This window comes from Arthrobacter sp. Cza30 (genome assembly GCF_059090765.1).
Genome location: NZ_JBNHGA010000006.1, coordinates 272,646 through 285,135, shown reverse-complemented (window position 1 = coordinate 285,135; position 12,490 = coordinate 272,646). Strand labels below are relative to the sequence as shown.

Annotated in this window: 12 protein-coding genes; 4 read left to right on the top strand and 8 right to left on the bottom strand. The window is 67.6% G+C overall.

Annotated features, from left to right (window positions below; all coding sequences use genetic code 11):
- Positions 1–72: 72 nt before the first annotated feature.
- Genes AC5RVZ_RS21970 through AC5RVZ_RS21945 form a run of 6 tightly spaced genes read right to left on the bottom strand, consistent with a single transcriptional unit; the run spans position 73 to position 5,122 of the window.
- On the bottom strand, positions 73–402 hold the full coding sequence (locus AC5RVZ_RS21970; protein WP_493978517.1) for a metal-sulfur cluster assembly factor: 330 nt from the start codon (positions 400–402) through the stop codon (positions 73–75).
- A gap of 2 nt (positions 403–404) precedes the next feature.
- A complete protein-coding gene (sufC, locus tag AC5RVZ_RS21965; protein ID WP_494067772.1) occupies positions 405–1,166 on the bottom strand; it encodes a Fe-S cluster assembly ATPase SufC in 762 nt (253 codons plus the stop codon).
- 59 nt (positions 1,167–1,225) lie between these two features.
- The gene (locus AC5RVZ_RS21960; RefSeq protein ID WP_494067771.1) at positions 1,226–1,585 is read right to left on the bottom strand and encodes a non-heme iron oxygenase ferredoxin subunit; all 360 of its coding nucleotides are present in this window, start codon (positions 1,583–1,585) and stop codon (positions 1,226–1,228) included.
- The gene (gene sufD, locus AC5RVZ_RS21955) at positions 1,585–2,868 is read right to left on the bottom strand and encodes a Fe-S cluster assembly protein SufD (protein ID WP_494067770.1); all 1,284 of its coding nucleotides are present in this window, start codon (positions 2,866–2,868) and stop codon (positions 1,585–1,587) included. Before sufD ends, AC5RVZ_RS21960 begins: the two co-directional genes overlap by 1 nt.
- The gene (gene sufB, locus AC5RVZ_RS21950) at positions 2,868–4,352 is read right to left on the bottom strand and encodes a Fe-S cluster assembly protein SufB (protein WP_493987285.1); all 1,485 of its coding nucleotides are present in this window, start codon (positions 4,350–4,352) and stop codon (positions 2,868–2,870) included. The genes sufD and sufB overlap by 1 nt, the downstream gene beginning before the upstream one ends.
- Complete coding sequence (locus AC5RVZ_RS21945; protein WP_493999652.1) at positions 4,352–5,122, bottom strand: helix-turn-helix transcriptional regulator; 771 nt, start codon at positions 5,120–5,122, stop codon at positions 4,352–4,354. The genes sufB and AC5RVZ_RS21945 overlap by 1 nt, the downstream gene beginning before the upstream one ends.
- Positions 5,123–5,307: 185 nt before the next feature.
- Between AC5RVZ_RS21945 and AC5RVZ_RS21940 the strand changes: the two genes are divergently transcribed.
- The 3 genes from AC5RVZ_RS21940 to AC5RVZ_RS21930 are packed head-to-tail and all read left to right on the top strand — an operon-like array spanning position 5,308 to position 7,863.
- Positions 5,308–6,180, top strand: a complete 873-nt coding sequence (locus AC5RVZ_RS21940; RefSeq protein ID WP_494067928.1) for an ABC transporter ATP-binding protein — start codon at positions 5,308–5,310, stop codon at positions 6,178–6,180.
- Positions 6,177–6,923: an ABC transporter permease gene (locus AC5RVZ_RS21935; RefSeq protein WP_494067769.1), complete on the top strand. Its 747-nt coding sequence runs from the start codon at positions 6,177–6,179 to the stop codon at positions 6,921–6,923. The genes AC5RVZ_RS21940 and AC5RVZ_RS21935 overlap by 4 nt, the downstream gene beginning before the upstream one ends.
- Positions 6,924–6,927: 4 nt before the next feature.
- Positions 6,928–7,863 carry a COX15/CtaA family protein gene (locus AC5RVZ_RS21930; protein WP_494067768.1) on the top strand — a complete coding sequence of 312 codons (936 nt, stop codon included), beginning with the start codon at positions 6,928–6,930 and terminating at the stop codon, positions 7,861–7,863.
- A gap of 91 nt (positions 7,864–7,954) precedes the next feature.
- Here AC5RVZ_RS21930 and AC5RVZ_RS21925 read toward each other — a convergent pair whose 3' ends face one another.
- Both AC5RVZ_RS21925 and AC5RVZ_RS21920 read right to left on the bottom strand, forming a co-directional pair.
- A complete protein-coding gene (locus AC5RVZ_RS21925) occupies positions 7,955–8,893 on the bottom strand; it encodes a dihydrodipicolinate synthase family protein (protein ID WP_494067767.1) in 939 nt (312 codons plus the stop codon).
- A 117-nt stretch (positions 8,894–9,010) separates the two neighbouring features.
- Complete coding sequence (locus AC5RVZ_RS21920) at positions 9,011–9,970, bottom strand: heme o synthase (protein WP_493978526.1); 960 nt, start codon at positions 9,968–9,970, stop codon at positions 9,011–9,013.
- Between the two features lie 408 nt (positions 9,971–10,378).
- On the opposite strand from AC5RVZ_RS21920, the gene tkt reads away from it, so the two are divergent.
- A complete protein-coding gene (gene tkt / locus AC5RVZ_RS21915) occupies positions 10,379–12,484 on the top strand; it encodes a transketolase (RefSeq protein WP_494067927.1) in 2,106 nt (701 codons plus the stop codon).
- The last annotated feature ends 6 nt before the right edge of the window (positions 12,485–12,490 follow it).

Here is a 12,490-nt window from a genome sequence, read left to right as displayed (position 1 = left end):
CCCCCGGGACGGTGTCAAGACAGGAGCGGACCGGCCACCCGAAGGTGACCGGTCCGCCGTCGATTCGTCGAATCAGATATTGAAGCCGAGGGCGCGCATCTGGTCGCGGCCGTCGTCGGTGATCCGTTCCGGACCCCACGGCGGCATCCATACCCAGTTGAGGCGCCACTCGTCCACCACGCCGTCCAGCGCCTGGCCGGTCTGCTCCTCGAGGACGTCGGTGAGCGGACAGGCGGCGGTGGTCAGCGTCATGTCGATGAGCAGGGCACCGTCGTCGGCGTACTTCAGCCCGTACAGCAGGCCGAGGTCCACGATGTTGACGCCCAGCTCAGGGTCGATGACGTCCTTGAGCGCTTCCTCGACGTCCTCCAGGGACGTCTGCGGGGCTTTGGCTTCGGTCATGATCAGGCCTTCGCTGCTGTCAGGTAGCGGTCGTAGCCCTCTTCTTCGAGACGGTCGGCCAGCTCGGGGCCGCCCTCTTCGGCGATGTGGCCATCCACGAAGACGTGCACGAAGTCGGGCTTGATGTAGCGCAGGATGCGCGTGTAGTGGGTGATGAGCAGGGTGCCCATCGCGCCGCCGGCATGCACACGGTTGTGGCCTTCGGAGACCACCTTGAGCGCATCCACGTCCAGGCCGGAGTCGGTTTCGTCCATGATGGCGAACGTGGGCTTGAAGAGTTCGAGCTGGAGGATCTCCACGCGCTTCTTCTCGCCGCCGGAGAAGCCCTCGTTCACGTTGCGCTGGGCGAAGTCGGCGTCGATGCGCAGCTGGCTCATCGCTTCCTTGACGTCCTTGGTCCAGGTACGCAGCTTTGGGGCCTCGCCGTCGAGGGCGGTCTTGGCGGTGCGCAGGAAGTTGGTCATGGTCACGCCGGGCACCTCGACCGGGTACTGCATGGCCAGGAACAGGCCGGCGCGGGCGCGCTCGTCCACGCTCATGGCCAGCACGTCTTCGCCGTCCATGGTGATGGAGCCGGAGTCGACGTTGTAGCGCGGGTGGCCGGCGATGGTGGCCGCCAGGGTGGACTTGCCGGAACCGTTCGGGCCCATGATGGCGTGGATTTCGCCGGTGTTGATCGTCAGGGACACGCCCTTGAGGATCTGCTTGCTGCCCTGCTCGGTGTCAATGCTGACGTGCAGGTCCTTGATTTCAAGAGTAGACATCTGTCTGCTTTCTCCTTTGCGCCCGGTGCGGGCGGGCGCCGTTCACGTGATGGAAGTTTTTAGTTGAGGTCCGGGGCAGGCGCCCCGTTGAGGACGGTCGTGACGTCCACGTAGACGCTGTCGCCGTCGAGCGCCAGCGCGAACACCGGGACGGGTTCGAACGCCGGCAGGCTCAGCGGCTCGCCGGTGCGAAGGTCGAACTGGGAACCGTGGCCCCAGCATTCGATCGCGCAGCCTTCGACGTCGCCTTCGGAGAGGGAAACGTCCGCGTGCGAACAGGTGTCTCCGATGGCGTGGAGTTCGCCCTCGGAGTCCCGGACGATGGCTACCGGGTAGTCATCGATCAGGATGCGCACCGCCTGATTGACCTGGATGTCAGAGGCCTGGCACACCAGTTCGCCGCGCGGAGTCCCGCTCATCAGAGGTTGCCCGCCTCGAGTTCCCGCTCGAGCGCCGCGTTGAGGCGCTCTTCAAGGGCGGGCACCCGGATCTGCTGAATGACCTCGTTGAGGAACCCGCGGACCACCAGGCGGCGGGCGACGTCCTGCGGGATGCCGCGTGCCATCAGGTAGAACAGGTGCTCGTCGTCGAAGCGGCCGGTGGTGCTGGCGTGGCCGGCGCCTTCGATCAGGCCGGTCTCGATTTCGAGGTTCGGCACCGAGTCAGCGCGCGCGCCGTCGGTCAGCACCAGGTTCCGGTTTGCCTCGTAGCTGTCGGTGCCCTCGGCTTCCTTGCGGATCAGCACGTCGCCCACCCAGACGGTGTGCGCGTTCTTGCCCTGCAGGGCGCCCTTGTACAGCACCCGCGACTTGCAGTTCGGGACCGCGTGGTCCACGAACAGGCGGTGCTCAAGGTGCTGTCCGGCATCGGCGAAGTACAGGCCGTACATTTCCACGTCGCCGCCGGTGGCGGTGAACCGGGTGGACGGGGTGACGCGGACCAGGTCGCCGCCGAGGCTGACGGTCACGTGCTTGAACTTCGCGTCGCGGCCCACGCGGGCCTGCTGCGAGGAGGCGTGAACGGCGTCGTCGGCCCATTCCTGCACCGAGACCACGGTGAGGTCGGCGCCGTCCTGCACGTCGATCTCCACGTTCTGCGAGACCGTGGCGCTGCCCTTGTGGTCCAGCACGACGACGGCCTTGGAGAACTTTTCGGCCACGATGACCAGGTGCTGTGCGGACAGCTCGGTGCTGTTGCCTTCCACCACCACGGCGACGCCGGAGTCCAGCTGGACCTCGGCCGGGATGGTCACCACTGTCGCTTCGCTGAAGGCCTCCCAGGCCGCGGCCGAGACGCGGTCCTCGGGGATGCCGGCGACGCCGATGCGGGCATCGGCGCGGCCCACGGTCTCGACCAGGACGCCGGCCGGCAGCTCGGCGCCTTCGGGACCGGTGACGGTGACCGCCGGGGCGGTACCGGTCAGCGCGTCGCTCTGCAGGCCGCGCAGGCGCTTGAGCGGGGTGAACCGCCAGTCTTCCTCGCGTCCCGTCAGCGTGCCGAAGTCCTCGGCCTTGTACGAGGTCAGGCGGCCGGCGCGGGAGCTGTCCGGAACACCGACGCCGCCTCCGTGGCTGTGGCTCTTGGCGCTGTCGCCGGCCAGCGGGCCGGCGGCAACGTTGGCCGGGGAGAGATTTTCGCCTTCCTCCGTGAATCCGTCGATGGCCGGAGCACCGATACGTGCCTTCTCAGTGATCTCAGTCATTAACCTACGGATCCTTCCATCTGCAGTTCAATCAAGCGGTTCAGCTCGAGGGCGTATTCCATCGGCAGCTCGCGGGCGATCGGTTCGATGAAGCCGCGCACGATCATCGCCATGGCTTCGTCTTCGGCCATGCCGCGCGTCATCAGGTAGAACAGCTGCTCTTCGCTGACCCGGGACACGGTCGCCTCGTGGCCCATGGTGACGTCGTCCTCGCGGACGTCGATGTACGGGTACGTGTCCGAGCGCGAGATGGTGTCCACCAGCAGGGCGTCGCAGACCACGCTGTTCTTGGTGTTCTTCGCGCCCTCGCGCACCTGGACCAGCCCGCGGTAGGCCGAGCGGCCCCCGCCGCGGGCCACGGACTTGGCCACGATGGCGCTGGACGTGTTCGGCGCGATGTGGACCATCTTCGAGCCGGTGTCCTGGTGCTGGCCCGCGCCGGCGAAGGCGATGGACAGCGTTTCGCCCTTGGCGTGCTCACCGGTGAGGTAGACCGCCGGGTACTTCATGGTGACCTTGGAGCCGATGTTGCCGTCGACCCACTCCATGGTGGCGCCCTCGTGGGCGATGGCCCGCTTGGTCACCAGGTTGTACACGTTGTTCGACCAGTTCTGAATCGTCGTGTACCGGACGCGCGCGCCCTTCTTCACGATGATTTCGACGACGGCGGAGTGCAGCGAGTCCGAGCTGTAGATCGGCGCCGTGCAGCCCTCGATGTAATGCACGTAGGAGTCTTCGTCGGCGATGATCAGCGTGCGCTCGAACTGGCCCATGTTCTCGGTGTTGATCCGGAAGTAGGCCTGCAGCGGGATATCGACGTGGACGCCCTTGGGGACGTAAACGAAGGAGCCGCCGGACCAGACGGCGGTGTTCAGCGAGGCAAACTTGTTGTCGCCCACCGGGATGACCGAGCCGAAGTACTCCTGGAAGATCTCCGGGTGTTCCTTCAGGCCGGTGTCGGTGTCCAGGAAGATCACGCCCTGGGCTTCCAGGTCTTCGCGCAGCTGGTGGTAGACGACCTCGGACTCGTACTGGGCGGCGACGCCGGAAACCAGGCGCTCACGCTCGGCCTCGGGGATGCCCAGCTTTTCGTAGGTGACCCGGATGTCCTCGGGCAGGTCCTCCCACGTCTTGGCCTGCTTCTCCGTGGACCGGACAAAGTACTTGATGTTGTCGAAGTCGATGCCGGACAGGTCGGCGCCCCAAGTGGGCATCGGCTTGCGGTCGAAGTACTTCAAGCCCTTCAAACGCAGGTCCAGCATCCACTGCGGCTCGCCCTTCTTGGCCGAGATGTCGCGGACCACTTCTTCATTCAGGCCGCGGCGGGCGTTGGCGCCGGCGGTGTCGGCGTCGGACCAGCCGTATTCGTAGGTCCCGATGCCATGCAGCTCGGGGTTCTTTTCCAGGATTTCGGAAATGGTGGTGTCGGCTACGTCGGTCGTCCCGACCGCGTTCCTCATGCTCTGATCCACTTGGTCCGTCATCACGGCCTCTCTTGCAGATTGATGGATACTCGTCTCGTGCCTGTCGCCGGTTCGACGGGTCGAACCGCAGACCTTGTTCGACCCACCGGGATGTGGGTCGTACACACATGTCCCCCGCTGGCCAGCGTGGACAGTCGCCTGACATCCACCCCTAGCAGCCGGGAAAAAACTTCGGTTTCGCTGTCGCAGAAGTCAGGGAAGTCTGCGGCCAGCTGCTGCACCGGGCAGTGCCCCTGGCACAGCTGAACGGCCAGCATGGTGCTGTGCGGCGCCTGGGTTCCCACCACGTTGGTGGATCCGACGAAGCCGTCGGCGCTCAGCGCCTCCGCCAGCGCCTTGGCCCGCTCTTCGATTCCGGGCCCTGCGGCCTCTACCACCGGGCGGTAGCGTTCTTCCATGTCCCGGTAGCGGTTCCGCGCGAACTCGGCGACCGCCTCGCGGCCGGCGGCCTCGCCCAGGGCAGCCAATGCGGTACGCGCAATATCCAGGTAGTCGTTGCCGAGCCGGGTCTGGCCCTGCCGGCTCAGCACGTACTTGCGGGCCGGGCGGCCGGCACCGGTGGCGGAATTCGCGGTGAGCTTGACCTCGATCAGGCCCTTGCGGGACAGGGCGTCTAGATGGCGCCGCACGGCGGCGGGAGTGAAGCCCAGTATCTCGCCGAGCCCGGCGGCACTGACGGGTCCGTGTTCCAAAACGGCATTCAACACCCGGTCCCGGGTCCGCTCCTCGGACTCAGGTGCCTGGGCACGCAAAGAAGCACTACTGGTCATGGAATACACAACACAATCATGACGTATTCTATTCCGCGCTACCAGTAAGGCAGGCCTTAGCGGAGCGTGCTCTGCGTCGACCGCTCTACGTCCCGTAGAATGTTCGGGTGCCTACCTCCGAACCCTGCCTGGATATCCAGGGACTCGTGAAAGATCTGGGACCGGTGGAGGCCCTGGACAACAAGATGATCCGCGTGATCGACGGGGTCCACCTGCGCGCCTATCCCGGGCAGGTCACGGCACTGCTCGGGCCCAACGGTGCGGGCAAGACCACCACCTTAGCGTGCGCGCAGGGCCTGATGCGCCCCAACGGCGGGACGGTCCGCCTGCTCGGCCAGGACCCCTACCAGGCGGGAGCCGAGCTGCGCAGCCGGGTCGGCGTCATGCTGCAGGAAGGCGGCCTGCCGCAGGCCATCCGGCCGCTGGCCCTGCTCCAGCACGTTGCCGGGATGTACCAGGACCCCCGCAGCGTGGACGAGCTGGCGGAGCGGCTGGGCATCAACGGTTTCGCCAACACACCCATCCGCAGGCTCTCCGGCGGGCAGAAACAGCGGGTCGCGCTGGCCGCCGCCCTGGTCGGCGATCCGGAGGTCCTCTTCTTGGACGAACCGAGCGCCGGCCTGGATCCGCAGTCCCGGGCCGTGGTGTTCGAGCTGATCCAGGAACTCCGGGCCGAGGGCCTGGCCATCATCCTCACCACGCATCTCATGGACGACGCCCAGCGGCTGGCCGACTACGTCTTCATCATCGATGCCGGCAGGACCGTGGTGCACGGCACGGTGGCCGAACTCACGGCGGCCACGGATGAGAGCGCCGGCGTCGAACGCCTGCTGACCTTCGATGCCGCTCCGGGCCTGTCCTTCGCCCTGCCCGAGCCGTTCTCCGCCGTCGAGAACGTTCCCGGCCGCTACATGGTGGCCGGCCACATAACCCCCGCGGTGCTGGCCGCCCTGGCGGCGGAGTGGGCGGCCCACAATGTCATGCCGGCGTCCATCCACATGGCACCGCGGTCACTGGAAGATGTCTTCCTCGATATTTCCGGGAAGGACCTGCGATGAGCGCGCCCGCCGCCTTGATCCGCCGGATCGCCCTGCAGGGCCGCTACGAGACGTTGGGCATGCTGCGCAACGGCGAGCAGTTGCTGATCGCCATCATCCTGCCGCTCCTGGCGCTCGTCGGCCTGACCGTCACGCCGCTGCTGGACACCTTCACGGACAACAGGATCGCCATGGCCGCCCCGGGCGTCCTGGCCTTGTGCACGGTATCCACGGCCCTGACCGGCCAGGGAATCGCCACCGGCTTCGACCGCCGCTACGGCGTCCTGCGCTTCCTGTCCACCACCCCGTTGGGACAGAGCGGCCTGATCCTGGGAAAGATCCTCGCCGTGCTGGCCATCATGGTCATCCAAGTGGTGGTGGTGGGCGGGACAGCCCTCCTCTTCCTCGGATGGCAGCCCGCGCTCGGCGGCCTCCTGCCGGCGGCCGCGCAGCTGGTGCTCGGTGCCGCGGCTTTCACCTCGCTGGGCCTCCTGATCGCCGGTACCGTCCGGCCGGAAGCCACGCTGGCGATCACCAACCTGCTGTGGGTGCTGTTGGCGGCGGCCGGCGGTATCCTCTTTCCGGTGGCCAGTTGGCCCGACGTTTTCGAGCCGGCCGCCCACGTGCTGCCCTCGACCGCCTTGGGCGACGCCCTGCGCAGCGCCCTGATCGACGCGCAGTTCAATCTCACCGCCTCAATCGTGCTGCTGGCCTGGACCGTTGTGGCCAGCCTCGCCGCCATCCGCTGGTTCAAATGGAGCTAAGTCAATGACCACCGCCACCCCGAAGTCCCGCGACCTCAAGGATCTGCTGCCCGTCTCGGTCACTCGAACCGTGCACGGGCTGGCCATCGCCTCGCTGGTATCGCAGATGGGCATCATCATCACCGGCGGCGCCGTGCGGCTGACCAAGTCCGGCCTGGGCTGCTCCGAATGGCCCAACTGCGTGCCCGGTTCCATGACGCCGACGCCGGAGATGGGCATCCACGGGCTGATCGAGTTCGGCAACCGCACGCTGACGTTCATCCTGGTCATCATCGCCGTGGCCATGCTCGTGTCGCTGTGGCGGATGCGCCGTTCACACCGCACCCTGTTCGGCCTGGCGGTGGCCCTGCTGTGCGTCATTCCGGTGCAGGCCCTGATCGGCGGCATCACCGTGTGGACCGACCTTAATCCGTGGGTGGTGAGCCTGCACTTCCTGGCCTCGGCGGCGCTGGTGGCCGTCGCCACGCTGCTGGTGAACCGCACGGGCATGTACCTGCGCGGCCGCTCCGCCGTGGCCGTCGCTCCCGTCCCGCGCATCCAGGCAACCCTGGGCTGGACCATCGCCGCTACCTCCGCTGCCTCCATCGTGCTGGGCACGATCGTGACCGGCACCGGCCCGCATGCCGGCGACGCCAGTGCCCCGCGGCACGACTTCAGCGCGGACCTGGTCACGCGGATCCACGTGGTGCCGGTCTACCTGCTGGTCGCGGCCATCGTGCTGGCGCTGGTGCTCGCCTACCGCCGCGCCACCTCCGCGCAACTGCGTACCGCCCTTTGGTGGCTGGCCGCCGTGGTCGTGCTGCAAGGCGGCATCGGTTACCTTCAGCACTTCACCGGCCTGCCCGTCGGCCTCGTGCTGCTGCACATGCTCGGTTCCGCCCTGCTGACCGTCGCGGCCACGAACGTCTGGGACCGTTCGACGGGCAAGTTCCCGCTCTAGTCCGGCAGTGCGGCGGGCAAGTTCCCGCTCCAGTCCGGCCGTTCCGATGGGCAAGTTCCCGCTCCAGTCCGGCCAGGCGGCGGGGCAGGCGCTACTGTCCGGCCGGCGCCCGGTGAGCCGGGCGGAACGCCTCGATCTCCTCGAGGAGGCGCGCGAGTTCGCGGCGGCTGCTCCCGGGCAACGGGTGCAGCGGCAGCCGCGGATCGCCCGCGTCGATCCCGGCGGCCCTTGCCAATGAGTAGAAATTGCTGAGCGGTCGCAACGACCCAAAATAGGCCATCAGCGGAGCCAACGCGGCCCGTGCCGCGGCCGCGGTTTCCTCATCGCCGGCCAGCACGGCGTCGCGCAACACCCGGTAATGCGCCGGCAGCACGGCAATCGGCCCGCCGTGCCAGGCATCGGCCGCGAAGCCGGCGTCGGCTATCAGCGCGTCGCCGCTCATGCCGTGGCTAAAGTCGCCGGCCTCGACCGGCAGCAGGCCCCGGAGTTCTTCATATCGGCCGCGGAATACTTCGGCGGAGGGTGCCGATTCTTTCACGGCCACGATGTTGGGTTCCGCGGCCAGCTCGGCCACGAGCTCCAGGCTGAAGCTGAACCGTGTGGTGCGGGGGTTGCTGTACAGGCAGACGGGGAGGCCGGACCGGCGGGCGGCCGCAACGCACTGGGCCGCTACTTCCTCGTCCGTCAGGGGGTAGTAGGACACCGTGGAAACCAGGAGGCCGTCGGCACCGGCCGCGTCGGCGTCGTCGATGTTCTGCAGGAGTTCACGGGTGCCCACCGCGCTCACGCCGACGCACACCGGCAGCCCGGGCCGGACCGCCTTAACCGCCTCCACGGCCGCCGTGACGACATCCCGTCGTTCCGCGCGGTCCAGATACGCGAAGTTGCCCGAACTGCCCAGCACCGTGATCGCGTCGACGGGCGCCTCGCTCACGGCAGCGATATGGCGGATCAGCTCCGGAAGGTTGACGCCGCCGTCGTGATCGAAGGGGGTCACCGGATAGGCAATCAGGCCGCGGAAGGGATTCATGCCGCAATCTTAGGGCAGCGCGGGCAGCAGAGCCCGCTGAGGGCAGCCCGGGCAGCAGGGAACGCTTCCCCGGCGGCACCGCCGGGAGGTTTCAGGCCGGCGTCGGGCGGGGTGCGCCTAGCCGAAGACGGGACCGCCGATAAAGGGATCCAGGGCCAGGGCCAGGAACAGCACCGTGAGGTAGCTGATGGAACCATGGAACACGCGCATGGCGCTCTTGTTCGTGACGGCTGTGCTTTCGGTTCCGCGCTTGGTCAGCGCGTAGAGCCGGTGCGATTCGTAGACGAACCAGGAACCGCTGAGCAGTGCCACGATGGTGTAGACCCAGCCGGCGCCGCCGACCGGAGCCAGCAGCAGCGAGCAGACCAGGGTGGCCCAGGCATAGAGGACAACCTGCACTGAGACCTGCCGTGCGCTGGCGATCGCGCCGAGCATCGGCACGTTGGCCGCGTTGTAGTCGTCGCTGTATTTCATGGACAGCGGCCAGTAGTGCGGGGGCGTCCACAGGAAGATGACCATGAACAGGATCACCGCCGGCCACGCCACCGTGTTGGTCACCGCCGCCCAGGCGATGAGCACGGGGAAGCACCCGGCGGCGCCGCCCCAGACGATGTTCTGTGAGGTGCGGCGCTTCAGGATCAGCGTGTAGATCACGACGTAGAAGAAAATCGCGCCGACGCCCAGCATGCCGGCCAGCGGATTCGCCCCGAACCAGAGGAGCGCCACGGCCACCACGGCGAGCACCCAGGAGAACACCAGCGCCTCGCGCGGAGTCAGTTCCCCGGTCACGAGCGGGCGGTTCTCGGTCCGGTGCATGAGCTTGTCCATGTCCCGGTCGATGTAGCAGTTGAAGGAGCCGGCCGCGCCGGCGGCGAGGGCACCGCCGACCATCGTGGCAGCCATCAGCCAGAGGTCGGGGAAACCGCCCTGAGCGAAGATCATGGTGGGCAGGGTGGTCACCAGCAGAAGTTCCATCACGCGGGGCTTCGTGAGCGACAGGTAGGCCTTGGCCTTGCGCGAGAAGCCGGGCTTGGCCGGAACGGCCAACGCCTGGTCCGGAACGGTCTGGATATTCAAGGAAAAACCACTCAGTTCTGCTGGAGTTCGTCTGACACACGAAAGCGCCCAGCCGTTAAGGACGGGCCAAGGTGCACCTACATCATACTCCTTCTATGTCTCGTAGAAACCGGTTTCCTGCTCGGAGAAACCGGTTTCGCCCGCCCGCGCCGAAACCCGCTCGGGCGCGGGGACGTCCGCCGGCGACAAACAGGGCCCGCCTGTGACTGCGGGCACTGCACAGCGTCCTGCGCATTGCAGACGCAACGGATAGAGTGGGGAAGGAGCGCCAATCCGCGGTTATCGGCGCAACAAGCTTGAGGCAGTAACAACGGCGAATGGCCCAATCGGTCCGCGGCTGCGGCTACTTTCCGGACCGTCGGCTGCCGCCTAGACGCAGATCAGAAAGGGGCCCACCCGGTGCCACACATGGAAGATCAGGAATTGTCCTGGACATCGCTGGACCAGCGGGCGGTGGACACGGTGCGTGTCCTCGCGGCCGATGCAGTGGAGAAGGTCGGCAACGGCCACCCCGGCACCGCCATGAGCCTGGCCCCGGCCGCGTACCTGATCTTCCAGAAGTTCATGCGCCACGACCCCACCGATCCGCAGTGGGTGGGCCGCGACCGGTTCGTCCTCTCCCCCGGCCACACTTCGCTGACGCTGTACATCCAGCTGTTCCTCTCCGGCTACGGCCTGGAACTGGAGGACCTGAAGGCGCTGCGGACCTGGGGATCGCTCACGCCGGGCCACCCCGAGTACAAGCACACCCCGGGTGTCGAAATCACGACCGGCCCGCTGGGCCAGGGGCTCGCCTCCGCCGTCGGCTTCGCCTACGCGCAGCGCCGCACCCGCGGCTTGTACGACGCCGATGCTGCCGCCGGCGAGAGCCCGTTCGACCACACCGTCTGGGTGATCGCGTCCGACGGCGACCTGCAGGAGGGCGTCACCTCGGAGGCCTCCTCCCTGGCCGGCCACCAGGAGCTGGGCAACCTAGTGGTGCTCTACGACGACAACAAGATCTCCATCGAGGACGACACCGACATCGCCTTCAGCGAAGACGTCCTCAAGCGGTACGAGGCGTACGGCTGGCATACCCAGCGGGTCGACTGGACCGAGACCGGCGAGTACGTCGAAGATGTCCCGGCCCTGTTCGAGGCGTTGAAAGCCGCGAAGACCGAGACCTCGCGGCCCTCAATCATCGCGCTGCGCACCGTCATCGGCTGGCCCGCCCCCAAGAAGCAGAACACGGGCAAGATCCACGGCTCCGCCCTGGGCGCCGAGGAGGTCGCCGCCGTCAAGGAGGTGCTCGGCTTCGATCCGGAGCAGCATTTCGCGGTCGAGCCGGAGGTCCTGGATCACGCCCGGCAGGTAGCCGTGCGCGGTAAGCAGGCCCGCGCGGACTGGGAGACCGGCTACCAGGCCTGGCGCGAGGCCAACCCGGAGAACGCCGCGCTGCTGGACCGTGTGCAGGCCTCCGAGTTGCCGGAAGGCTGGGAGGCGGCGCTGCCCGAGTTCCCGGCCGGCAAGGACGTCTCCACCCGGGCCGCCTCCGGCAAGGTGCTCAACGCCATCGGCCCGGTGCTGCCGGAGCTGTGGGGCGGTTCGGCGGACCTGGCCGAGTCCAACAACACCACGATCGAAGGCTCCCCGTCGTTCGTTCCCGAGTCGCGGCAGACCGACATGTGGTCCGGCGGGCCGTACGGCAGGGTGCTGCACTTCGGCATCCGCGAGCATGCGGCCGCCTCCATCGTGAACGGCATTGTGCTCAGCTCCAACACCCGCGCCTTCTCGGGCACGTTCCTGATCTTCAGCGACTACCAGCGGCCGGCCATCCGGCTGGGCGCCCTGATGGGCGTTCCCTCCATCTACGTGTGGACGCACGATTCCATCGGGCTGGGCGAAGACGGACCGACCCACCAGCCGGTGGAGCAGCTGGCGAGCCTGCGTGCCATTCCGGGCCTCGACGTCGTCCGCCCGGCCGATGCCAACGAGGTGGCTCAAGCCTGGAAGGCGGTGCTGGAGAACCACAGCAACCCGGCCGGCATTGTCCTCACCCGGCAGAACCTGCCCGTCTACGAGCGCGGCGAGAACGGTTTCGCCTCCGCCGAGAACGTGGCGAAGGGCGCCTACGTGCTGGCCGAGGCGCAGTCCGACGGCGCGGACACGACGCCGCAGGTGATCCTGCTCGCCACCGGTTCCGAGGTGCAGCTGGCCGTCCAGGCCCGCGAGACGCTGCAGGCCGACGGCATCGCCACCCGCGTGGTCTCCGTCCCCTGCCTCGAGTGGTTCAACCGGCAGGACCCCGCCTACCGCGAGTCCGTGCTCCCGGCCGGCATCAAGGCCCGCGTGTCGGTGGAAGCCGGCATCGCGCAGTGCTGGGACGGCCTGGTCGGCGACGCCGGCCGCAGCGTGTCCCTGGAGCACTACGGCGCCTCTGCCGACTACAAGACCCTGTTCCGCGAATTCGGACTCACGGCCGAGGCTGTTGTCGAGGCCGCCCGCGACTCGCTCTCCCAGACCACCGATTCCTAAGGAGGA

Bases quoted from the DNA above. Each gene is read 5' to 3' on its own strand.
- AC5RVZ_RS21945 (WP_493999652.1), bottom strand. From the start codon at position 5,122: ATGACCAGTAGTGCTTCTTTGCGTGCCCAGGCACCTGAGTCCGAGGAG.
- AC5RVZ_RS21930 (WP_494067768.1), top strand. From the start codon at position 6,928: ATGACCACCGCCACCCCGAAGTCCCGCGACCTCAAGGATCTGCTGCCC.
- AC5RVZ_RS21960 (WP_494067771.1), bottom strand. From the start codon at position 1,585: ATGAGCGGGACTCCGCGCGGCGAACTGGTGTGCCAGGCCTCTGACATC.
- tkt (WP_494067927.1), top strand. From the start codon at position 10,379: ATGGAAGATCAGGAATTGTCCTGGACATCGCTGGACCAGCGGGCGGTG.
- AC5RVZ_RS21940 (WP_494067928.1), top strand. From the start codon at position 5,308: ATGATCCGCGTGATCGACGGGGTCCACCTGCGCGCCTATCCCGGGCAG.
- AC5RVZ_RS21925 (WP_494067767.1), bottom strand. From the start codon at position 8,893: ATGAATCCCTTCCGCGGCCTGATTGCCTATCCGGTGACCCCCTTCGAT.
- AC5RVZ_RS21970 (WP_493978517.1), bottom strand. From the start codon at position 402: ATGACCGAAGCCAAAGCCCCGCAGACGTCCCTGGAGGACGTCGAGGAA.
- sufC (WP_494067772.1), bottom strand. From the start codon at position 1,166: ATGTCTACTCTTGAAATCAAGGACCTGCACGTCAGCATTGACACCGAG.
- sufB (WP_493987285.1), bottom strand. From the start codon at position 4,352: ATGACGGACCAAGTGGATCAGAGCATGAGGAACGCGGTCGGGACGACC.
- AC5RVZ_RS21935 (WP_494067769.1), top strand. From the start codon at position 6,177: ATGAGCGCGCCCGCCGCCTTGATCCGCCGGATCGCCCTGCAGGGCCGC.
- sufD (WP_494067770.1), bottom strand. From the start codon at position 2,868: ATGACTGAGATCACTGAGAAGGCACGTATCGGTGCTCCGGCCATCGAC.